The sequence below is a fragment of the Lyngbya sp. CCY1209 genome, assembly GCF_055795065.1.
Window position 1 is genome coordinate 1 of sequence record NZ_JAYFER010000399.1, and the last position, 21,550, is coordinate 21,550.

The following is a 21,550-nucleotide window of genomic DNA, read 5'->3' on the forward strand; positions in this document are numbered from 1 at the left end:
TGCCCATGCTAGGTAGGGGAGCCACCCTATAAGGTGGCTCCCACCAATTTTCAACCCAATGAATAAATCATCGGTAGAGGCAAGCCTCTGCGCTTGCCCATCTCCCACCTTCAATTAAAACTTTTGCTTGTAAGAGCGGGCGTGTTCCGCCAGTTTTTCGGCGATATCGGGATTGTAAATTCGCAGATAATTCCAATAATTTTCAAACACCGATTTTACATAACCCTGAGTTTCCGGATAGGGAATTTGGGTGACAAATTTATCCGGGTCGTCGAAGCCGAACCGCCGCAACCAATCGGCGATCGCACCGGGTCCGGCGTTGTAACTCGCCACCGCCAACAGGGAATTATTGTTGTATTCTCGGTGGGTGAAATCGAGGTAGTAAGTTCCTAAATTGACGTTATCATCGACGTTTTCGAGGGAATAGTTGGTCAATTGGATGTTTCTCGCCGCCTCTGCCCCCGTTTCGGGCATCACCTGCATCAACCCCGTCGCCCCGACAACGGATTTAATCGAGGGCATGAATCGCGATTCTTGCCGAATTAAAGCCGTCACCAATACCGGATTCAGGTCGCGTTTGTTGGACCAACTGACGATAGTTTCCAAGTAGGGGAACGGATAGAGAGATTGCCAGTAACCGGGTTTTTGCTTCAGGGCGAGATATTCTTGGCGTTCTTCCGGGTTTTCCCGCCGGCTGAGGCTGGAAATCATCCAAATGCCGTCCAGATTGTCCCCCACCGCAATTCGCATCAAACCGTCGGTATATTGTTGGGCGACGGACGGTTGCATTCTGTCGCCGAATTCCACCTGCCACAGGCTCCAGGCGTCGCGATCGCGCCCCAGGCGGTACAATTCCTGTAGCGTCTCCGAACCCGCCGGGGGAGTCGGGCGCTGTTCCGCGTGTTCGACGTGGGGAGACAGGGGCCGCACCGTGGTAAAATCCCCCACCGGCCACCCCAGCAGCACCGCCGCCCGCCAGGCGTAGTAGGATTCGGGATATCGCGCCAACAAATATTCGTAGGCTTTGGTGGTATCCTTGGGTTTCCCCATCTGTTGGGCCCACTTCCCAATCCAGAACGTCGCCTCCGGCGCCAACTCGCTGTCGGGGTTCTTCGTCACCAACTGCCGTGCCCACTCGGAGGCGATATCCAGCTTTCCGGCTTCCGCGCCCTGTTGGGCGAGACTCCAGCGCAATTTGGCCGCCGCCTCCGAATCACTGTATTCGCTCAACAACAACTGGCGGGTTTTGGAGGCGGAATCGGGGGAACGCAATTTTTCGAGCACGTCCGCCTGGTCCAAGAGCGCTTCCGGGGCGTGTTCGGGGAAATTCTCGATCGCCCGATTCAGCAGCGGGAGGGCTTCCTGCGGTTCCACCAGGCGGGCCAAACGGATCAGGCCGAACCCGGCATCCTCGCCCCCGGGGTCGGTTTGATCGGGGAAGGCGGCGATCAACTGTTCGTAGGCTTTCCGGGATTCGGGAATTTTCCCGCCCAACCACAGTCCCCGGGCGTGGCGGTAGCGGTTTCGGGGCGTAGCGGGGGCCTTTGAATAGGCGATCGCACCCTTACCGTAATCCATTTTTTCCCAGTAACCGAACCCGATCGCCTCCCAATCTTCCGGGGTGAGTTGCGCTTCGTAACCCCGCCGCAACCGCTCCAAATAGGTGCCGTAATCGGGCAAATAAATTCCGTGTTTGGCGATCAATAAAAGCAACGGGAATTGATTGGGATTTTCCCGCAGCCGAGTTTCGGCGATCTCCACGCTGCGGGGGTGGGCCGGAAATTCCGCGATCGCCCGATCCCAATATTCCGGGTTATTTTCACCCAAAACATACAACCCCTCCACCATCACCGGATCTTCCGGGTAGCGATCGATCAATTCCTGCCAAGTTTGTTGAGCTTTTGCCGTCTCTCCGAGTTGTTCGTAGGCTTGCGCCCGCATTTTGAGGACGTACCCCCCCAACAGCCGATAGTCCCCCTCCAATCCTTCCAACTGTTCCAAAGCCGCCTCCGGCTGTTGACTCTCCAACCAATCCGCCGCCAGCAAAAACCGGGCGCGATTTTGGCTCTCAGATGCCGGAGAGGTGGCGATCATTTCCTCCAACTCCACCCGGCGCTCCTCCGGCGAGAGCAACGCCAAACTCATCACCACCTCGGAAGAATGGGAAAGCTCCGGCGCGTCTCCAGTCCGGGACGACCAGATTTTTTGCCACTGCATCATGGGGAAATAAACGCCAAAAACCAGTGCCGCAGCCCCGGCTATGACATAAAGAGAAACTTGTGTAATCCGTCGCTTCTGCATGGGAATTAATTAAATATTCGTTAAATCCGGTCAACATAAAATCGGAAAATCGAGAATCGATAAAAGTCATCAATTGTCAATTGTCAATGATCAATGATCAATTGTTCCGACAAAGTATCCAACGCAATGAAATGGGCGGTTTGGGTATGGGAAATACATCTCGGCCTTGGCTCCAATGTTCAAACCACCCCGTCGGCGGCCACGCCTCCGGGGGCAGGTGGGTGCGTTCATATTCGTACACCGACTCATCGGACAATATCTGTAATGGTAAACCGGCCATCACGGAATTGAACTCTGATCGCGTCATCAAATAGGACCACTGCACCTGAGCCAGTTCCCGCACCCGCCGGTCCGGCTCGTATCCGGGAGCGGCCAAAAACGTGCTCAACAGCAACAATCCCCCCGGTCTGACGATCTCGCACATCCGCAACAGGAGCGATCGCACGTCTTCATTATTGCGAAAATGGGAAATCACCTCGGCCACCACCGCCAATTGATAGGAATTGTGCGGCAATTGCAGGGCGGGGTTGAGAATGTTGCTCTGAATCACCCGGACGGGGAGTTGTTCGGCTTTGGCTTCTCTGGCGATAATCTGGGCAAATTCCGGCGTCAATTCCACCGCGTCCACCGGATGTCCCCGCCGTGCCAGAGCCAGGGTATTGCGGCCCACCCCCGCCCCGACATCTAAAATGGGGGCAGTTTTGGGGTTGTCGAAAAATTTCACCACGTCCATGAGTTTGGCGTCCGGGTGGGAGCCGAACAGCGGACCCTTGCGACTTTTGAGCCAGCGCTGATACTTCTTTTCCATCGACAACACTTCGTTGACGACGGTCAATTTCAGGCCGTTGGTGAGGCCCTGGGTGGGGTCGGGCGGCTCATATTTGAATAGGAGGCGGGAGTGGGGGGAGGTGTCGTAGCCTTCCTTGAGTTTCCGTTGCACCAGTTGGCGCAGCGACTGCATTTCCTCCGGGGTGAAGTTCTGGCCCAGGGCTTTCAAGAGGCGATCGAACTGCTCCATGTAATGGTCGAGCAGCGACGGAATGCAGGGCACGGTGAGCTGTCCGCTGGCGGAGGTGAGCCGCTTGACCTTCCGCGCCAGGGCAGTTTCCAGGGTGGCGGGATCGCTGGCGGATGTCGGCTGGTTGGCTACCACAAGTGAATTTTCCCCTATTCGATTGAAATGACTTTCATGTTAATTTACCTTACTCTCGACCCGCTCCCGGATGCGATGGTTCCGTGCGCTCCCGGATGGGAGCGACGGCCATCGTTGGTCTAGGAAATCGGAATGTCCGTCGGGGTCGGCGCCACGCCGGGGCCGGGAGTCATGACGATTTTGCCGACCACGTGTCCCGTTTCGCTCTCGCCGTGGGCTCGGGCGACATCGGATAAGCTGTAACTTCGGTGGACGTGCGATCGCACCTTCCCGGCCTCAATCCAATCCCGCATCGCCTCCAAATCCCGCCGTCCGGGTTGCGCCAAAATCAGTTTCGCTTTTTTCCCGGGCAAAAATAGGCTCTGCACCGAGGCGCCGACATTATCCAAACTCGGCAGGGTGGAAACATAGATTCCGTCCGGTTGCAACACTTTCTCGCAGTTGTAAAACGTCTGTTTCCCCACCGCGTCGAAAATAATGTCGTATTGGGTACCCTGCTGGGTGAAGTCCACTTGGGTATAGTCGAGGACAACATCGGCGCCCCAACTTCGCACGACATCCAAATTGGCGGTGCTGCAAACCCCCGTCACCTCCGTTTCCATCGCCCGGGCAATTTGTACCGCAAAGGACCCGACGCCGCCGGACGCCCCGTTAATTAACACCCGCTGTCCCGATCGCATCTGGCCCAGATCCAGCAAGGCTTGCAATGCTGTCAACCCCGCCAGGGGGACGGCTGCGGCTTCCTCGTGGGTGATGGTACCGGGTTTGTGGGCCGTCGTCGAGGCGGGGACGGCGGCATATTCGGCGTAGGCACCCCCCGACAAAGGATTCAGGAAGGTGTAAACTTCGTCTCCCGGTTGAAACTGGGTGACATCTGCCCCCACTTCCACCACCACCCCGGATAAATCGGAACCCGGGATTTTCGGAAATCCAAATCCGGATAACAGTTGCAAGTCTCCCTGTCGGATTTTCCAATCGACGGGGTTGACGCTGGTGGCGTGGACTTTGACCAATAATTGTTCGGGGCCGATTTTCGGCATCGCCACGTCCGCGTATTCCAGGACTTCCGGGGAACCGTACCGATTGATGATGACCGCCTTCATGAATGCACTCCCGTTGCAACCTGCATTGTCAGCTTAACCGATCGCGCCCGATCGTTCAGAAATGTTGATACACTGGCGATCGCTGGTTTCGATTGTCCCTAAATTATGGCTTCTGTGCTGCCAAAATTGTCGCTGTTTCTGGCGATCGGGTTTTCGGCGGGGACGGTCCTCGCCCAACCCGTCCCGGCGCCTCCGCCCTCCTCGCCCCCCTCACCCGACGCGGCGGAACCGACTTCGGAAGGGGAAGAGGTGGAAACCATTCCGGAACTCCCCCCGGTTCCGTTCATGATTCCGGATGAAATTTTGGAGTATTTTTATCAAAATCCCGACGGACTCGATATCTGTCCGGGGGTGAACGCTTTGCCGTTTCGGTTGGGCTCCTTTGCCTACCCCCTCGGGCCGGAAGCCGAACTGGTGCAATTGCTCTGCTACCGGGCCGCTTATCAGGGGGGTTACAATTTCTTTCGCTATCAAGAGACGGACGGGGAGGTAACGGTTGAACCCCTGGAATTTTCTGGGTTTGAAATGGGTGCGAGGGGCGAACTGGTGGAGGCTCAAATTCGGGAGATTATCGGCGAATTGGAGTACCAGCCGGCGGAGGGTATTTTGAGCGTTTTCACCAAAGATCGGGGGGTTGGGGATTGCGGCACCTTTGTCAAGTACGAGTGGGACGGAACGCAGTTCAACGCGATCGAATATCGGGCTAAATCCGAGTGCGACGGCAATTCTATCGAACCACAGGAGTATCCTCAACTGTATCCCTAGGTTCAGGCGGGGGAGGGTGCGATCGCCCTTTTGAGCCCCGTTTGTATCGGACGACTATACTGATCTGAGTCGGAAAACTAAAGCCAATCCCAGGAAAATCTCGGGCGAGATGCGTGGGATGCCAACAATGTCCACGGCATCCCCCAACCACCGTTGAGCGGGCGGGAGTCGGCCGCTCGGAAAGCTCGAAAACTGCGAATCGCCTTGCATTGAACCCGAATCTACGGGCTCGGAAAATTCATCAAAATACCCTTCGTTTCCGAGGGTTGTCCGGACGGATTCCGTAGGATTACGGTTGTCACTCGGATTCATCGCCCGGGGCGAGCGGCAAATCTCCGCAGATGCGCGGAGAGCGATTCATATCGGGCGATCGCACCCCACCATTCAAATCCCTTCCCATCTCGGGGGGGAATTTTTTATGGTTTTTGGCTCATGGGCCGCGGACACCGTGGCGGGAAGTCATCGCATTTTTCGAGTTCCCGGGCGACCACCTCGAACCCCTCGGCGTCGTCCGCATCGGCGATCGGGTCTTCCATTTCATCCCGCCCCCCTGGGGAAGCTTGGCCCGGGCGATCGCAACCCGCAAGTTCAAACCGGCTATCATCGAGTTCCTTAATTATTAAATTGTAGGGGCGCAAGGCACGACGCCCCGATTTTTGATTCCCCGGAATCCTGGCAACCCTATAAGGTTGCCCCCTGGATACCCCCAAACCCTCGACTCTACAAGGGTTTCGGCGATTATCCACCCCCTCTCCCACGCCGCAAATGTAACGGAATATTACAGTTTTGCCATCAAAGCAGCAAAACGTCTTGACATCTCAGAATGAAGTCGCTATCTTGTGATACATACCCGGGTACACAAGTTCACTGTCCTATGCAAAGTAAGCAAAAGGTAACACTTTATCTTCCACCCTCACTGCACCGCAAACTCAAAATTAAAGCGGCAGTCGAATCGGAACCCATGTCAGCCCTGGCCGAAAAGGCACTCGTCTTTTATCTGACCCACCCCGAAGTGGTTGACGAATTGGAAGCATTACACGGCCAAACTCATCGAGTTTACGCCTGTCCCGAATGCGCCACCTCCGTCGTCATAGAAGAAGGGGAATTGGTTTCCGTCAAGAATCAGCCCAGCGTGCTGCCTGACGAAGAATTATCAGTCCAGCCAGTGCGAGAAGTGGGTTCGAGCACCGCCCAACCGGGAGAGGAAGAACTCGTCCCCTGTTGAGGAGGAATACAACCTAGCTTCGATGATAGCGCGATGTCGTGCTCAGAATCGGACATTGGGAACTCTCACTGTTAGTAAATGTTGTACCGTCTCTTGGATCGAGGACCATGCAAGAAGAACTTAGTATCCTAATTGAAGCTCGATATCCTCTGATCTACCTCGTGACTTTCGAGGAGGAGCGGTCTGAGCAGGCGATCGCGACCATCGTACAGAACTCGAAGCGTCAGCGGGAAGTATACGTTTGGACTGTCACTCGCGGACTGACCCAATATAGTCGGGATCAAGCGCGAAATACAGTACAGTCTAATACAGTATCGCCGCAAGCTGCGATCGAATGGGTGATTCGGCACAGGGAGCCAAATGCTAGTGGCAGTATCTACATCTTTAAAGATTTGCATCCCTTTAAAGATTCTCCAGAGGTGACCCGGTGTTTGCGGGATGCGATCGCCAGTTTCAAAGGCACGAACAAGACCATCGTCCTGATGTCCCCCGTGCAGGAAGTGCCCATCGAGTTGGAGAAGGAAGTCGTGGTTCTGGACTTCCCCCTGCCGAACATGACAGAGCTCAACCAAGTGCTCTCGTCCCAACTCGATCAGGCCCGTTCCCGTCGGATCACCACCGAAACTCGGGAAAAGTTGCTCAAAGCCGCCCTGGGTTTGACGCGGGACGAAGCCGAGAAGGTGTACCGCAAAGCCTACGTGACGGCGAACCGGCTGACGGACAAAGAAGTTGACATCGTTCTGTCCGAGAAAAAGCAACTGATTCGGCGCAACGGCATTCTCGAATTCATCGACGTGGATGAAACCATCGATGCGGTGGGCGGTTTGGAAGAGTTGAAGCGCTGGCTGCAACAGCGGTCTGACGCCTTCACCGAGCGGGCCCGGGAGTACGGCCTGCCCCAACCCAAAGGGATGCTGATCCTAGGGATTCCGGGTTGCGGAAAGTCCCTGATCGCCAAAACCACGTCCCGTCTGTGGGGTTTACCCCTGCTGCGGCTGGATATGGGCCGGGTGTACGACGGTTCGATGGTAGGGCGATCGGAAGCCAACCTCCGCAACGCCCTGAAAACGGCAGAGTCCATCTCTCCGGCGATTCTATTCATCGACGAACTCGACAAATCCTTCGCAGGGGGAACCGGGTCGGCGGACTCCGACGGTGGCACCTCAAGCCGGATCTTCGGTTCGTTCCTCACCTGGATGCAAGAGAAACAGTCCCCCGTGTTCGTGATGGCAACCGCCAACCGAGTGGAGCGTCTCCCCGGCGAGTTCCTCCGAAAAGGACGATTTGACGAAATCTTCTTCGTGGACTTGCCCACCAAAGAAGAACGGGAAGATATTTTCAGAATTCATCTCTCCAAGCGTCGTTCGGATATTGATCGCTTCGATCTCGATCAACTCTCTACCGTATCCGACGGCTTCTCCGGAGCAGAAATTGAGCAGGCCTTGGTCGCCGCCATGTACGAGGCCTTCGCTCAAGACCGCGAGTTTACGCAGCTCGACATCATCGCCGCCATCAAGGCGACCCTACCGCTGTCGAAGACGATGAACGAACAGGTCACAGCGCTACGTGACTGGGCCCGACAGCGGGCGCGACCGGCTGCGTCCTCCGTCGCTGAATATCAGCGCATGGAGTTCTAACAGGCTTTCTCCTGGTCCAAACAGGAGCAAAGGCTAGCACTGGTAAGTGACTAGCAGTTTCTACCCCAATCGTCTTTGCGATCGATGCCAACGCTGCTTCAGCAAAGCGATTCCAGTTCAAACCCAAAACCGTTGTTGTTTCGTTTTCAGTTCCACTAGGAGGATACCTAAATGTCTCACTTTAGCACACTGCGTACCAAGATCACCGATGCCGAAATCCTGAAGGCTTCCTTGCGCGATCTGGGTATCTCTGTGAAGTCCAACGCTGATGTCCGCGGCTACAACGGCCAGCGCGTCCGCGCCGACTTGGTTGCTACCCTCGAGGGCGAGTATGATCTGGGTTGGTCTCGGAACAGCGATGGAACCTACGACCTGATCGCCGATCTCTGGGGTGTTGCTAAAAAGCACAACCAAACCGAGCTGATCAACTCCATCAACCAGAAGTACGCCGTCAACAAGACTCTGTCTGATGTGAAGCAGCGCGGTCTGCAAGGCGCCAACGTCAAGCTGGTCGTCCAAAAGTAGGATCTCTGAGCGTTCCCAAGCTAGCGGGTTAACCATATGCGGGTTAGCCCGTTTCTTTTTAATCGGGAATCGGGAATCGGAATCATATCAAAAAAAGTCGGAGTCATTGAAAATTAGCTCGGGACGCGATCGCACCCCAAAAGGTATATAAAAATCTATCTAAAATTTAAATGCATAGATTGACTTTTATAGGTTGAAACCCTATCAATGTATTCATTAATACTTGATACCCCCGTCGCCAGAAAATTGGGAGTCGGGAATCAATGAAATCTCAAATTAGGGCGCAAGCCAGGGGCCCCTACAATTACCGATACCTGGGCATTGTGTGATCGGGATTGAAGATGAGGATATTCCCAAATCCCGATCGGCTGAAAGCTGAAAGCTATTAAGAGGCGGTTCCCTGCAACTCGTCCAAGCGGGCCAGCACTTCCTGGCTGTGAACGGCGGGAATGACGCCGACAAACCGTTCCCGGAGAATGCCCTCGGGATCGACGATAAACGAATGCCGCATGGAGAAGAAATTCAGCCAGGACCCGTAAGCCTTGCTGACCCTGCCATCCACATCCGCCAGCAGAGGAAACTTCAACCCCTCCGAGTCGCAAAATTCCGCGTGGGAGTCCACGTCATCGGCGCTGATGCCGAGAATTTGGGCGTTTCGGGCGAAGTATTGGGGCAAATCTTGTTGGAAGCGGCGGGCTTCCAGGGTGCATCCCGAGGTGAAATCTTTGGGGTAAAAGTAGACCACCACCCACTGTCCCCGGTAGTCCGAGAGGGAAATTTCACCGTCGCCGGTGTTGGTGGGGAGGGTGAATTCCGGGGCGGGTTCGTCTAGCGGCGGGAGGGAGCCCCCCAAGGCATGGGCGGGGGCGGCCAGATTCAGGTTAAACAGGGCGATCGCGATCGCCAACAGAAGACCGATACAGGTTCGACGGGACATGATATCGACTCAAATGAGAACTTTCTTTACATATCTTTACATAAAAATTCGATTCGGTTGGGGCGGGGGGAACATCGGAGGCGGATTTGCTCTCAGGGATAGCGATCGCCGGTGAAAAATGGTTCGGAAACGGGTTAACATCGTGTACGGAAAAATTGTGTTTTAAATATGGCAGACGTTCAGGCATTAAACGGTCAGGCACTCGTGGCAATGGTGGTCAACGGTGCCCCCATTGTGATTCAAGTTGACGGTGATAACGCCCCCCTCACGGCTGGAAATTTTGTCGAATTGGTGGATCGAGATTTTTACGACGGCATTTCCTTTCACCGAGTCGTCCGTGAACCGAATCCCTTCGTCGTCCAAGCCGGCGATCCCAACAGTTTAGATCCGACGTTTCCTGAAGATTTACTCGGAGGTGGGGGCTTTGTCGATCCGGATACCGGAGAAGTCCGCAATATTCCCTTGGAAATTAAACCGGAAGGGGCGACGGAACCGATTTATAGCCAAACCTTTCAACAGGCTGGAATGACTCTCCCTCCCGCGCTACCAAATGTTCAAGGAACGATCGCGATGGCGCGATCGGACGCTCCCGATTCCGCCTCCTCTCAATTTTATATCAATCTGGTCAATAATCCCAATTTAGATGGCAATTATGCCGTGTTTGGGGGATTGGTTCAGGGGTTCGATGTGGTCGATCAAATTCAACAGGGCGATCGCATCCAAGATGCCGAAGTGATCGACGGCATCCTACCCACCCGGGTTTCGAGTTTGATCGCAGATCCGGCCCTTTTAAACCGGTTTATCAATCGGATCAACGTGACAAGTTTGCCCCTTTCTTTTGCCTTTCCCCAAGAGATTGATGCGGATAATGTCATTGAAATCCCCCAGGACATCAGCCTGCAAAATCCCCGGGGCATCCTGGCGGGGGCGGGCAATGATTTGATTACAGGATCGCCCGTCAGCGATGCCATTAACGGCAACCAGGGCAACGATACAATTTCCGGTGTCGGCGGAGATGATTACCTGTTCGGCGGCCGGGATGACGACCTTTTAAATGGCAATGAAGGCAACGATATCATCAACGGAAATCGGGGCAATGATGTTGTTTTTGGCGGTGTCGGCAATGACTTTATTCGCGGGGGACAGGACAACGATAATTTGTCCGGAGATGCCGGAGATGATTATCTGATCGGAGATGGGGGAACCGATACCCTGACGGGCGGCGAAGGGGCGGATACGTTCATTTTGGGCGGTGCGGAAACGACTGCCGAGCTCGCCGATCGCATCCTCGATTTTAATCCCGCCGAGGGCGATCGCATCGCGGTGGTGGAGGCGATCGATCCGGCGACTTTAGTTTTGAATGTGGCGGGCACCGGCACTCAAATTCAACTCCCCGGCGGCGGTATTTTGGGGGTGGTTGAAAATACCCAACCCGATGCGGTTCGGGGGGCAATTTTTGCCCTATCTGGGGAAGATTTAGCTTTGACAATTGGATAAGCTGGGAGATGTGTAAGTTGGCTTGAATGAGAGTAGATATTGTTGAACTCCCCTCTCCCCAAGTTGGGAGAGGGGTTGGGGGTGAGGGCGAGAAGCCTCAACTCAGCCTACACTAGAGAAAGAGTGATAGTAACCCCATGTCTCAGTCAGCAAAATCCGGCGGTTGTCGCAAAATGGTGCGGCGGACATTTCTGGTATTGGTGGGAATCGGCTTATTCCGAATTTTGAAAGCCGTTTTTTCCATCCCTGAAAACCGCACCCGCGCGATCGCTTTTATCGATCCTTACTTGCAAGAATACTTCCCCTGGCTGTCCGCACGGCTGCAATCCGCCGATGCCCCGGTTCCCCAGCCGACGATCAAACCTTTGCCCAACGCCCCGATACCGGAAGCGAAACCTTTACCCGCCGCCCCGATTCCGAAGGCGACACCCCAACCGATGCCGGAATCCGTTTCAGGAAATCCGGTTATTGTCACCCAAAAGCAACTGTTGGGGGTGCCCTTTTATCAGACGGCGATCGATTTGCGGGACTCCCAAACCTTGCTGACAATCGGATTGGCGAATAACGCCAAACAAGCCAACAGCAATAAATCCTCTCAAGGTGACGAACCCTTTGAAAATATGGTGAAACGCCACCCGGCGGCGGTGGTGGCGAACGGCACATTTTTTAGCAAAGATGACGAAAAGCGGGTGATGGGAAATATGGTGGCGGCGGGGCAGTTTCTCAAATACAGCCGTTGGGAAAACTTCGGGACGACGCTGGGTTTGCGGGAGGGTAATCGCCCGGAAATGATCACCGCCAGGGCACAGGGAAAACCGGAATGGGACCAACATTGGTTTTCGATTACCTGCGGCCCCCGGTTGGTGAAAGGGGGTAAAATTTGGCTGGCGCCCAAAACGGAAGGGTTCAAAGATCCCCACGTTTTGGATGTGGGGTATCGGACGGCGATCGGATTTACCGAGGATGGCAATCAGTTATTTTTGGTGTCGTTTTTGGCGAGTTTATCATTGCAGAAAGAGGCGGAAGTGATGAAGGCGTTGGGGTGTTACGAGGCGATGAATCTGGATGGTGGCGCGTCGGAAGCCCTCGCCTATCAGAATCAGGTGCTTGTTTCTCCGGGACGGAATTTGACGAATGTTATTATTGTGTACGATCGCAATTTTCCCGCCCCCCAGGAGGTTCAAACCGCCTGGGGTAAATTTCAAAACGGCGATCGCCCCAAAATTCCCAGTTAAATGGATTGGAAAAATGACCCCCAATTTTACGGCGGCAAACTGGATCTACCCTCCCAAAAATTATGACATTCGATCCGATTTTGTCCGCATCGAAACCGAAGCGAAAACCGATTTTTGGCAGCGCAGTTATTACGGTTTCAGAAATGAGAATGCGCCGGCTTTGTTGCTGGAGTGCGATCGCAACTTTACCTTTACCGTCCGAGTTTCCTTTGACTATCAAACCCGGTTCGATCAGTGCGGTGTCATCATTTACGGCGATCGCGAAAATTGGTTCAAAGCGTCCATCGAATATGAAAATAACGAGATTTCCCGTTTGGGAAGTGTCGTCACAAATTTTGGCTATTCCGACTGGGCGACGACCGATATTCCCACCCCGAAACTGATCTGGTATCGTCTCAGCCGCCGGGGGCCGGATTTTTTGATCGAGTCCGCGATCGACGGAATCACCTTCAAACAAATGCGAATTTTTCACCTTCATTATTTGGGAGAAACGTCGCCGAAAATGGGAAAAGCCGATCCACCCCATCCCCCAAGTTTGTCAATTCGCTACGGTTTGTATGCCTGTAGCCCCTCGAATTCATCTTTTGTCGCTCAATTCGATAACTTTAAATTGACCGAATGTCGGTGGAAGTCCCATTTTTCCGAATAAAGCTTCACCCCACCCGCATTGAAAAATTCCCACCTGACACCAGGACGGTTGGCAGTATACTAAACAGTTGGGCGTTGGAATTGGGGATGATGAGACTGAGACAATGGGCGACAGGCCTGACGGCACGCTTGGCGATCGCAATTCTAATCATTTTGGGGCTGACCTGGGGATGGGTGGCCCCGGCCGATGCTGTCAGTTTATCCGATCGCGATCGTCTGCTGAAGAAAAACGCCTGTCCCTCGTTTTTGTGGCAGGTGTGCGACCTCCGGAAAGCCGATTTGCGGGGATTAGATCTCACCGGGGCGAATCTGGGGGGGGCGAACTTGCGCGGCGCCGACTTGCAAAATACAATTTTAAAACGGGCAAATTTGGCTGGAACCGACCTGCAAGGGGCGAATTTGCGCGGCGCCAACCTATTTGAAGCCGACCTGAACCGGGCGATTTTGGACAATGCCGATTTGAGGGACGCGCAATTATTAAAGGCAAATTTGACCCTGGCGAGTTTGAAACAAGCCGACCTCAGAAATGCCAATTTCCTGGAGGCGAGACTCTGGGGGGCGGATTTGACGGGGGCGAATTTGCGACAAGCCAGCTTGCAAAGTGCGGATTTGGAATATGCAAACCTCGCCGAAAGCAACTTGAGTCGGGCCGACTTACACAGCTTCTATTTCCGGGAAATTCAGAAACCCACCAACCTCAGCCACGCCAATCTGGAGGGGGCGAATTTGGCGAAAGCGAACCTGAGAGGGGTGATTTTTCGGGGCACCGTGATGCCGGACGGGCGGATTTCGGATTGATGGCTGCGCCGGGGAGTCGGGAATCGGGAGTCGGGAGTCGGGGGGCGGAGGAAGAAATCAAGAAAATTTCATTTTTCATTTTTCATTTTTCACTTTCCCCACACCCGTCGCCCTGAGCGGAGTCGAAGGGCTATACCCCACACCCCACACCCCAACCCCATCTTTAAGAGTCTGAGAAAACGTTACAATCCTTAATGGAGCCAAAAGAATTGCACCGAATCCGATGATCGAAACCCTGCAAACCCAACTGTACGAAGTCGCCCAATTTGCCAATTCCCTCGTCCGGGACCAACTGACGCACCTGGGATGGGCCAGCATTTTGACACTGTTCGCCGCCGGGTTGCTCACCAGCCTCACCCCCTGTATGCTCTCTATGCTGCCGATTACCGTCGGCTATATCGGGGGGTACGAGAACCCAACGCGCCTGCAAGCCGCCACCCAGTCCACCTGGTTCGCGTTGGGGTTGGCGACGACGCTGGCGGGGTTGGGGATTTTCGCGACGCTGGTGGGAAAAGTTTACGGCCAAATTGGGGTGGGATTGCCGATTGTCGTCAGTATCGTCGCCATTTTGATGGGGTTAAATCTTTTGGAAGCTCTGCCCCTGCAACTGCCGGCCTTTGATACGATGGGTTGGATTCCGAAAACCCTGCCGGACGGGGTGCGATCGTACCTGCTGGGACTGACGTTCGGTTTGGTGGCATCCCCGTGCAGCACCCCCGTTTTGGCGACGCTTTTGGCTTGGGTTTCCACCACCGGGGACATTCTCCTGGGGGGGATGTTGCTGCTATCCTACGCCGTGGGTTACGTCGCCCCCCTGGTGATCGCCGGCACGTTTACCGCTACGATTAAAAGGTTGCTGGCGCTGCGACAGTGGTCCGGTTGGATTACTCCGGTGAGCGGCGCTTTGCTGGTGGGGTTCGGAGTCTTTTCCCTGTTGTTTCGACTGTCTCCCATCGCCTAGCCGAGTTTTTATAGCCCGGAAGTCTGCCATGTTTCATCACACCCGCCCACCTTTGACTTTTGCCTCTTGCCTCCTGACTCTTGCCTCTCAAACGAAAAATTTAACATAAGAAACCGAGTCTAATTTCCCTATGACTGCAAAGGACGTATTTTTATCCAAACTTTCCGATTGGGGGACGGTTCCCCAACGCTTTTTGAGAAAGGAATTGCTTCCGGTTCTGGCTGATCTGCGGCTGGCAATTATTTTGCTGTTGGCGATCGCCCTTTTCAGTATCTCCGGGACGGTGCTCGAACAGGGCCAGTCCGTCGCATTTTACCAGGCGAACTACCCGGAAGATCCGGCGCTATTCGGCTTTTTGACCTGGAAAGTGATCCGATTTTTGGGATTGGATCATGTTTACCGCACTTGGTGGTTTTTGTCAATCCTCATTTTATTCGGATCGAGTCTCACCGCCTGCACCTTTACCCGCCAGTTGCCCACCCTGAAAGCCGCCCGCCGCTGGAACTATTACGACCAGCCGAAACAGTTTAAAAATCTGGCGTTGAGTGCCGAACTAAAAGACGTTCCCCTCGACAGCTTCAAAGCGTTTTTAGAAAAACGCCGCTATCGGGTTTTTCAAGAAGGAGAAAAACTCTACGCCCGCCGGGGAATTGTGGGGCGCATCGGGCCGATCGTCGTCCACGCCAGTATGTTGATCATTTTGGCGGGTTCGATATTGGGCGCGATGACGGGTTTTATGGCTCAGGAAATGGTTCCGAGCGGCAATTTGTTCGGCATTCAAAATATTATCGATGCGGGGCCGTTTTCCGAGTCCCAATTGCCCCGAGATTGGGCGGTGCGGGTGAACCGATTTTGGATCGACTACACCCCCGACGGGACCATCGATCAGTTTTATTCCGATCTGTCGGTGGTGGATGAACAGGGCACGGAACGCGATCGCCAAACCATCCACGTCAACAAACCGCTGCGTTACGGCGGCGTGACGTTCTACCAGGCGGACTGGGGTATCGCGGGGGTGCGGGTTCGCATCAACCGATCGCCCGTATTGCAACTGCCGATGGCCCAATTGGATACCGGAGGCAACGGCCGCTTTTGGGGAACTTGGGTGCCCACCAAACCCGATTTGAGTGACGGGGTTTCTTTGGTGGCGAAGGACTTGCAGGGAACCGTTTTAATTTACAACAATCAGGGCGAATTAGTCTCGACGGTGCGGGAGGGAATGTCCCTGGAAATTAACGGCGTCACCCTCCACGTCGATGAAGTGGTGGGCAGTACGGGACTGCAAATTAAAGCCGATCCGGGCATTCCGATCGTTTATTTGGGCTTCGGATTGCTGATGGTGAGCGTGTTAATGAGCTACGTTTCTCACTCCCAAATCTGGGGATTGAAAGAGGGCGATCGCCTCTACATCGGCGGCAAAACCAACCGCGCCAAAGTTGCCTTCGAGCGGGAAGTCGTCGCCGCGATCGAGGAGATGGAATCTGAGGGAAAAGTGAACAATGAACAATGAAAGAGGATTTGGGGGGATTTGATTTCCCGATGAGGAAGGGCGAATGCCATTCGCCCCTACATCATTATTAATTAGCTGTTGGCAGACAACGAGGTTTCAATTTGTTTTTTGGTGTTCTTAAATTCGGATGCCAGATTTTCTTGTTGTTCCATCGAGCAATTGTTGGAAATTGCCAAGAACATGGTGCTTTCTTCCTGGCGGGTGTGGTCGCCGACGATTTCCTTCACCTGGGCGAGTTTGCCCTTGAATTCCGCCGAGGTGGGACTCATGGCTTTCATTTCATTCATCAGCGTTTTCAATTCGGAATGTTCGTCGAACAGTTCTCGGGTGTCGGACTCGCCGTAGAAGGGGCGGACTGAGAGATAGACGACCTGTTCTTCTGCTTCGGTGTGGACGAGCAGATCTTTGTAAAGCTGCCCGAAATACTCCTGAATCTTCTGGGGGTCGTCGGATTTTTCGATCTCGGATATCAGGGTTTTGACCTTGTCGTGGTCCATCCGGATGATGGTCTGGATGTTCATGTCGGACTGGTCGCTGCCTTGGGTGACGGCGCTGCCGAAAACCCCGGTGAGGGCTGCCAAGCCATCTTGAACCTTCGCCCAGATGCTCTGGTCGGGTTCCTGGCCGGTCAGTTCTTGAGTACCCAAATATTCGAGCATTCCCTTGAGTTTTTCCTGGTGGGCGCGGTTTTCAAAGTTGATCGCATTCAGGGGCGCGATCGCTTTTTCGACATCGGGTCCGGCAATTTGGGCGGATTTGTGAACCACCAAACCAGAAATGACCTGTCCGTGTTTCAGGAGTTCGTGTTGGGCCATTTTTTCGTACAGGCTCAGGTCGGAACTGCCCATCATTTCTTGGGCGTGCTGCACGAATTTCTGGATCTTTTCTTTGGGCTTACTTTGGATACCGTATTGGGTGATGCTGGTTTCCAAAATACCCAGATTTTTGCGGTCGTCTTCCAGCATACTTTCCAGGCGATCGCGGATTTCGCTGTCGCCACATTCCTGCAAGAATTGTTCTTCGTTGGCGATCGCCAAATTCTGAATGGCTCGCATATCCGCTAATTTGGTCGCGATCGCTTCCCGTTTGGCATCTGTTAACGTGGCTACCATGAGTGTTCTCCTATTTTGATTATGGTTCGTTCTGTCTACAAGAATTCCACAGTATGACCCAACTCTTCATCTTTCTAAAGAAAGAACAAAAGAGGATAATTTAAAACATAAAATGTGTCTCATATTTTTAGTAATTTAAAAAAATCGGCGCGATCGGCTCCGATTTTGAAAAATTTCATCAATTCTCGCAATTTTCAGATGGTCTTCCGATCGCCCGTTGCCCGAGAATGACCCGGAAAGTCCGGAACTTTGAAGCCCCGTTCCCCAGCCGATGTCCTACCACCACTTGCGATCGCCATTTTCATCTACCCTAGCCTGTCGGATGGTGTCGGAAATTTCTTCCGCATCTCTGACGTGGTGAAGTGCTTTTTTCTCGCCGTCGGATTCGTCAACGACAAAATAAGTGGGAACAGTGACATGATCCCCGGTAATATCAGCCGTGTCCACCGCCACCTGTCGCGCCTTCTCTTCGACGGACATGGAATCGTCGATGCGATCGCCCGGATTCGTTGTCAGGGTATTTCCACCCCGCTCCATTGCTTCTTTATGTTGCCGCTTCTGTTCGGGACTCACCTCTTCGGGAGTCATCGGTTGTTTAATTTCACGTTCGTTAGTCATAGAGTCAATCTCTCCGCTTTCAACTTTTCGGGCTCTAATCTCGATCTTAATTGGACTCAGCTCAAACTTCATCCTGCTTTTGAGATAAACTGGCGGTTAGAGAACCTCCATCCCAAGACGGATTGCCGTTCAAATTTCCGGGGAATTTTTGTGGCATTATTTTCAGTCGATTCCCCGCATCATCATCCCAGAGCGGATTGTCAGGGTCATCAATCGGCAAACCGGGGGTCAGTTTAAAATAGAGTCCGCTTTGAATTCGTCAACATCGCCCATTTCCGCCCCGATCGCTCGTCTGTCGGGTCTACCCCGCAGGTGTATTCGGTACAATTTGCGAGTTTCCTCGCCGGATTGTCTCGGAGATTCCGCGAAAGAGCGGGTTGGTCAACCGATTTAATCATCGATCATTCGTCCCAAATCCCATGCTGGTTCAACCCCTAAACCAACTCATCATCAAACTTTTCGGTCGCACCTCCCTGCGGACGATTTTGATCGTGCCCTTCGTCGTGCAAGTCGTGGGAGCGGCGGGACTGGTGTGGTATTTATCCTTCCGAACCGGGGAAGAGGCGATCGCGGATCTGGCCAACCAACTGATCGAAGAAGTGAGCGATCGCGTCCGCCAAAATTTGGAATTTTACCTGGCTGTCCCCCAACAGATGAACCAAAATAAATTGGACGCCATCAAATTGGGATATTTGCAACTCGACGACCTGCAAACCTGGGAAAAATTTCTGTGGCACCAAGTCCAACACTACCCCTACATCAACTTCACCTCCGTCGGCAATTGGAAGGGGGACTACCGCACCGGAGAACGGCTTTCCAACGGGTCTTTGATGCTCAATTTGTCCGGCCCCTCCACCGATTTCGATTTCTACTCCTACAACACCGACGACGAAGGAAATCGCACCAGCATCGAACTCAAAGTGGACGACTTCGACATCCGGGAACACACCTCCTACACCAGCGCGGCGGAGGCGGGAAAACCCACCTGGAGCGATGTCTACATCTCCTTCCTCGAACCCACCTTAATTGTGAGCGCCCTTCAACCCGTTTACGGCGATCGCGACGAATTGCAAGGGGTGCTGATCGCGGCCCTGCGGCTGGACCACATCGGCCAATTTTTGAACCGACTGAAAATCGGCAAATCCGGACAGGCATTTATCATCGAGCGGGACGGCACGTTGTTGGCGACTTCCACCTCGGAATTACCCTTCAGCGACCAAAACGGCGAGCGGGAATTGCTCGACGCCCGAAATAGCACCCATCCGATCACGCGATCGGCCACCCGCCATTTATTTGAAACCTTCGGAAACCTGGAAACAATTGAAAAGCCCCAACGGCTGACATGGGTGTTCGACTGGGACCGACAATTTTTAAATGTCGTCCCCTTCCGGGACGAATACGGCTTGGATTGGCTGATCGTGGTGGTCGTGCCGGAGTCGGATTTTATGGCAGAAATTAACGCCAACATTCGGACAACCATCAAACTCTGTATCGCCGCCACCATCGGTGCGACGATCATCGGAATTCTCACCGCCCGATGGATCACCCAGCCCATTTTTCGCCTCAACGCGGCGGCCGGCGATCTGGCCCGAGGAAATTGGAAAGAGTCTCTGGAATCAGAACGGACGGACGAACTCGGAAAACTCGCCCATTCGTTCAATACAATGGCTCGACAACTCCAGCAGTCTTTTCGAGAGTTAAAAAGCCTCAACGAAGCGCTCTCCGAAAGTGAAAGCCGCCTGACAAAATTCTTGAATGTTCTGCCCGTCGGCGTGTCCGTCCATGACCCGGATGGTCGCGTTATTTATTTTAATGAAACGGCGGAGCAATTATTGGGAATTGAAGAAATTCTGGACGCGGTGGGTTCCCATCTGTCCATAAAATATCAAGTTTACGAAGCCGACAGCGATCGCCTCTATCCGACCGATAAACTGCCCGCCATGCGGGCGCTACGGGGCGAAACGGTCGTCGCCAATGACTTGGAAATCCGGCGGGACGGAGGGCGGATTCCCCTGGAGGTGAGGGCGACACCCATTTTTGATGGCGGGGGAGAGATCGTTTATGCGATCGTCGCCTTTGAGGATATTACCGAGCAAAAAAGAGCCGAAAAATTACTCTCCGATTACAGTCGCACGTTGGAAGCGGAAGTCGCCGATCGCACCGCCAAACTCGGACGGGCAAACGCGGAAATTTTGGAACTCAACAAACGATTGAAGGCGGAAAATATGCGACTCGGGACGGAATTGGAAGTCGCCCAAAAGTTGCAGCAGATGATCTTGCCCCGGGAGGAAGAATTGCAGGGAATGCCCGATTTCGATATCGCCGGATTCATGCAACCCGCCGACGAAGTGGGGGGCGACTATTACGATATTATTCTCCACAACGGCACGATTCAAATTGGCATCGGAGACGTGACTGGACACGGCTTGGAAAGTGGCGTTTTGATGATGATGGTACAGACGGCGTTTCGGACTCTGATGGCGGTGGATGAAACCGACCCCGTCAAGTTATTAAATGCCATCAATCAGGTAGTGTACAGCAATGCCAGCCGCATGAAATCCGACAAAACCCTGACTTTATCGTTGTTGGAAGTTCACCCGGAAAAATTGCACTTGTCCGGACAACACGAAACCCTAATTTTGATTAAAAATAATGGCGATATCGAACAAATCGACACCTTGGATTTGGGCTTTCCCCTCGGTTTGGAAGAAGATATTTCCCCCTTCATCGATCGCGTCGAAGTTCCGATCAAACCGGGCGAAATTGTCGTTTTATATACGGACGGGATCACCGAAGCGGAGAACACTGGTAACGAAATGTACGGTTTAGATCGCCTCTGCGATGTCCTCCGCCGTCACCGGGACAGTTCGGTTCACGAAATTTGTCAGGCGGCGATCGCGGACGTGAAAGAATTTATCGGCGGACAGCAGATTTTCGACGATATTACGTTGGTGGTATTGAAGAAAAAAGAACCCTCAGATTGACGCGATCGCTCATTCTCCGTAACTCCGATCCGCTTGAAATTTGGGCGGCAATCCGATACAATAATAGAGATTCATCACCGCTTCAAACGCCCAGTGATCGGGGGAAACGTCGGAAAAGGGAATCGGCAACAAATCGAAGCGTTTCCCAGAACAAGCCGCCCGCAATGTTTCCTCGTCAATTTGGGCGATCGCGTTTTGGGTGTTTTGGGTGCGATCGCCCGTTTCCCCCTGATTCCCAAAGGGTCGGGAAAAAGCAGGTGCGATCGGGTTGAGAATGAATAGAGTTAGAAAAATCAGGTATAGTCGGTTCATCAGCCCAAGATATATAGCAAGCGACAAGGCGGTTCGGACACAATTATAGCAGTGCGCGATCGTATAGTTACAAAACCTATAAAAGGGAGTCGGTCGTCGGTCGTAGAGAGATTGATCATTCCCGGCGTGTTACCACGCCAGCGCTCGTTGCTATACGTGAATAGGTCGGGAGCTTGATAGCCCTGCTGCTTTAGCGCGGGGTGGAAAAGCGACTCGTGCGGCTTTAGCC

19 protein-coding genes are annotated in these 21,550 nt (G+C 53.6%); 12 read left to right on the forward strand and 7 right to left on the reverse strand.

All coding sequences use genetic code 11. From position 1 onward, the window contains the following. Positions 1–114: 114 nt before the first annotated feature. From AC0QHF_RS11920 to AC0QHF_RS11930, 3 genes are all read right to left on the reverse strand, one after another. Positions 115–2,301 (reverse strand): lytic transglycosylase domain-containing protein, encoded by a 2,187-nt coding sequence (locus AC0QHF_RS11920; protein WP_324704435.1) that lies wholly within the window; start codon positions 2,299–2,301, stop codon positions 115–117. 97 nt (positions 2,302–2,398) lie between these two features. After that, positions 2,399–3,454 carry a methyltransferase domain-containing protein gene (locus tag AC0QHF_RS11925; RefSeq protein ID WP_324704436.1) on the reverse strand — a complete coding sequence of 352 codons (1,056 nt, stop codon included), beginning with the start codon at positions 3,452–3,454 and terminating at the stop codon, positions 2,399–2,401. Between the two features lie 119 nt (positions 3,455–3,573). Then, entirely contained in the window at positions 3,574–4,557 is a 984-nt protein-coding gene (locus AC0QHF_RS11930; RefSeq protein ID WP_324704437.1) for an NAD(P)-dependent alcohol dehydrogenase, read from the reverse strand. 105 nt (positions 4,558–4,662) lie between these two features. Between AC0QHF_RS11930 and AC0QHF_RS11935 the strand changes: the two genes are divergently transcribed. From AC0QHF_RS11935 to AC0QHF_RS11955, 5 genes are all read left to right on the forward strand, one after another. Then, positions 4,663–5,322: a DUF1176 domain-containing protein gene (locus AC0QHF_RS11935; protein WP_324704438.1), complete on the forward strand. Its 660-nt coding sequence runs from the start codon at positions 4,663–4,665 to the stop codon at positions 5,320–5,322. A gap of 341 nt (positions 5,323–5,663) precedes the next feature. Then, positions 5,664–5,945, forward strand: a complete 282-nt coding sequence (locus tag AC0QHF_RS11940; protein ID WP_324704439.1) for a hypothetical protein — start codon at positions 5,664–5,666, stop codon at positions 5,943–5,945. Between the two features lie 251 nt (positions 5,946–6,196). After that, a complete protein-coding gene (locus AC0QHF_RS11945) occupies positions 6,197–6,547 on the forward strand; it encodes a slr0373 family blue light stress response protein (protein ID WP_324704440.1) in 351 nt (116 codons plus the stop codon). Positions 6,548–6,654: 107 nt separating this feature from the next. Beyond that, complete coding sequence (gene ycf46, locus AC0QHF_RS11950; RefSeq protein ID WP_324704441.1) at positions 6,655–8,184, forward strand: stress-responsive protein Ycf46; 1,530 nt, start codon at positions 6,655–6,657, stop codon at positions 8,182–8,184. 171 nt (positions 8,185–8,355) lie between these two features. Further along, a complete protein-coding gene (locus tag AC0QHF_RS11955) occupies positions 8,356–8,709 on the forward strand; it encodes a DUF1257 domain-containing protein (RefSeq protein WP_324704442.1) in 354 nt (117 codons plus the stop codon). A 385-nt stretch (positions 8,710–9,094) separates the two neighbouring features. Here the strand turns inward: AC0QHF_RS11955 and AC0QHF_RS11960 are convergent, their stop codons facing one another. Continuing rightward, positions 9,095–9,646, reverse strand: coding sequence for a peroxiredoxin (locus tag AC0QHF_RS11960; protein ID WP_324704443.1), 552 nt, complete (start codon positions 9,644–9,646; stop codon positions 9,095–9,097). A 168-nt stretch (positions 9,647–9,814) separates the two neighbouring features. Between AC0QHF_RS11960 and AC0QHF_RS11965 the strand changes: the two genes are divergently transcribed. The 6 genes from AC0QHF_RS11965 (at position 9,815) to AC0QHF_RS11990 (ending at position 16,295) form a co-directional block, all read left to right on the forward strand. Then, the gene (locus AC0QHF_RS11965; RefSeq protein ID WP_324704444.1) at positions 9,815–11,143 is read left to right on the forward strand and encodes a peptidylprolyl isomerase; all 1,329 of its coding nucleotides are present in this window, start codon (positions 9,815–9,817) and stop codon (positions 11,141–11,143) included. A gap of 137 nt (positions 11,144–11,280) precedes the next feature. Beyond that, complete coding sequence (locus AC0QHF_RS11970) at positions 11,281–12,378, forward strand: phosphodiester glycosidase family protein (protein ID WP_324704445.1); 1,098 nt, start codon at positions 11,281–11,283, stop codon at positions 12,376–12,378. A gap of 13 nt (positions 12,379–12,391) precedes the next feature. Continuing rightward, positions 12,392–13,027, forward strand: coding sequence for a DUF1349 domain-containing protein (locus AC0QHF_RS11975; RefSeq protein WP_324704446.1), 636 nt, complete (start codon positions 12,392–12,394; stop codon positions 13,025–13,027). Between the two features lie 86 nt (positions 13,028–13,113). Next, positions 13,114–13,824, forward strand: coding sequence for a pentapeptide repeat-containing protein (locus tag AC0QHF_RS11980; protein ID WP_324704447.1), 711 nt, complete (start codon positions 13,114–13,116; stop codon positions 13,822–13,824). Positions 13,825–14,047: 223 nt separating this feature from the next. Continuing rightward, positions 14,048–14,785 (forward strand): cytochrome c biogenesis protein CcdA, encoded by a 738-nt coding sequence (locus AC0QHF_RS11985; RefSeq protein WP_324704448.1) that lies wholly within the window; start codon positions 14,048–14,050, stop codon positions 14,783–14,785. A gap of 130 nt (positions 14,786–14,915) precedes the next feature. Further along, positions 14,916–16,295, forward strand: a complete 1,380-nt coding sequence (locus AC0QHF_RS11990; protein ID WP_324704449.1) for a cytochrome c biogenesis protein — start codon at positions 14,916–14,918, stop codon at positions 16,293–16,295. A gap of 71 nt (positions 16,296–16,366) precedes the next feature. On the opposite strand, the gene AC0QHF_RS11995 is transcribed toward AC0QHF_RS11990, so the two are convergent. After that, positions 16,367–17,407 carry a hemerythrin domain-containing protein gene (locus AC0QHF_RS11995; protein ID WP_324704450.1) on the reverse strand — a complete coding sequence of 347 codons (1,041 nt, stop codon included), beginning with the start codon at positions 17,405–17,407 and terminating at the stop codon, positions 16,367–16,369. 276 nt (positions 17,408–17,683) lie between these two features. Further along, entirely contained in the window at positions 17,684–18,025 is a 342-nt protein-coding gene (locus tag AC0QHF_RS12000; protein ID WP_375341417.1) for a hypothetical protein, read from the reverse strand. 419 nt (positions 18,026–18,444) lie between these two features. On the opposite strand from AC0QHF_RS12000, the gene AC0QHF_RS12005 reads away from it, so the two are divergent. Beyond that, positions 18,445–21,009, forward strand: a complete 2,565-nt coding sequence (locus tag AC0QHF_RS12005; protein ID WP_324704451.1) for a SpoIIE family protein phosphatase — start codon at positions 18,445–18,447, stop codon at positions 21,007–21,009. A 9-nt stretch (positions 21,010–21,018) separates the two neighbouring features. On the opposite strand, the gene AC0QHF_RS12010 is transcribed toward AC0QHF_RS12005, so the two are convergent. Then, entirely contained in the window at positions 21,019–21,321 is a 303-nt protein-coding gene (locus tag AC0QHF_RS12010; RefSeq protein WP_324704452.1) for a hypothetical protein, read from the reverse strand. Positions 21,322–21,550: the final 229 nt, after the last annotated feature.

What these genes read in the sequence shown, in the direction of transcription:
- AC0QHF_RS11920 (WP_324704435.1), bottom strand. Translation starts at nt 2,301, where the DNA reads ATGCAGAAGCGACGGATTACACAAGTTTCTCTTTATGTCATAGCCGGG.
- AC0QHF_RS11930 (WP_324704437.1), bottom strand. Translation starts at nt 4,557, where the DNA reads ATGAAGGCGGTCATCATCAATCGGTACGGTTCCCCGGAAGTCCTGGAA.
- AC0QHF_RS11935 (WP_324704438.1), top strand. Translation starts at nt 4,663, where the DNA reads ATGGCTTCTGTGCTGCCAAAATTGTCGCTGTTTCTGGCGATCGGGTTT.
- AC0QHF_RS11940 (WP_324704439.1), top strand. Translation starts at nt 5,664, where the DNA reads ATGCGCGGAGAGCGATTCATATCGGGCGATCGCACCCCACCATTCAAA.
- AC0QHF_RS11945 (WP_324704440.1), top strand. Translation starts at nt 6,197, where the DNA reads ATGCAAAGTAAGCAAAAGGTAACACTTTATCTTCCACCCTCACTGCAC.
- ycf46 (WP_324704441.1), top strand. Translation starts at nt 6,655, where the DNA reads ATGCAAGAAGAACTTAGTATCCTAATTGAAGCTCGATATCCTCTGATC.
- AC0QHF_RS11955 (WP_324704442.1), top strand. Translation starts at nt 8,356, where the DNA reads ATGTCTCACTTTAGCACACTGCGTACCAAGATCACCGATGCCGAAATC.
- AC0QHF_RS11960 (WP_324704443.1), bottom strand. Translation starts at nt 9,646, where the DNA reads ATGTCCCGTCGAACCTGTATCGGTCTTCTGTTGGCGATCGCGATCGCC.
- AC0QHF_RS11965 (WP_324704444.1), top strand. Translation starts at nt 9,815, where the DNA reads ATGGCAGACGTTCAGGCATTAAACGGTCAGGCACTCGTGGCAATGGTG.
- AC0QHF_RS11970 (WP_324704445.1), top strand. Translation starts at nt 11,281, where the DNA reads ATGTCTCAGTCAGCAAAATCCGGCGGTTGTCGCAAAATGGTGCGGCGG.
- AC0QHF_RS11975 (WP_324704446.1), top strand. Translation starts at nt 12,392, where the DNA reads ATGACCCCCAATTTTACGGCGGCAAACTGGATCTACCCTCCCAAAAAT.
- AC0QHF_RS11980 (WP_324704447.1), top strand. Translation starts at nt 13,114, where the DNA reads ATGATGAGACTGAGACAATGGGCGACAGGCCTGACGGCACGCTTGGCG.
- AC0QHF_RS11985 (WP_324704448.1), top strand. Translation starts at nt 14,048, where the DNA reads ATGATCGAAACCCTGCAAACCCAACTGTACGAAGTCGCCCAATTTGCC.
- AC0QHF_RS11990 (WP_324704449.1), top strand. Translation starts at nt 14,916, where the DNA reads ATGACTGCAAAGGACGTATTTTTATCCAAACTTTCCGATTGGGGGACG.
- AC0QHF_RS11995 (WP_324704450.1), bottom strand. Translation starts at nt 17,407, where the DNA reads ATGGTAGCCACGTTAACAGATGCCAAACGGGAAGCGATCGCGACCAAA.
- AC0QHF_RS12000 (WP_375341417.1), bottom strand. Translation starts at nt 18,025, where the DNA reads ATGACTAACGAACGTGAAATTAAACAACCGATGACTCCCGAAGAGGTG.
- AC0QHF_RS12005 (WP_324704451.1), top strand. Translation starts at nt 18,445, where the DNA reads ATGCTGGTTCAACCCCTAAACCAACTCATCATCAAACTTTTCGGTCGC.
- AC0QHF_RS12010 (WP_324704452.1), bottom strand. Translation starts at nt 21,321, where the DNA reads ATGAACCGACTATACCTGATTTTTCTAACTCTATTCATTCTCAACCCG.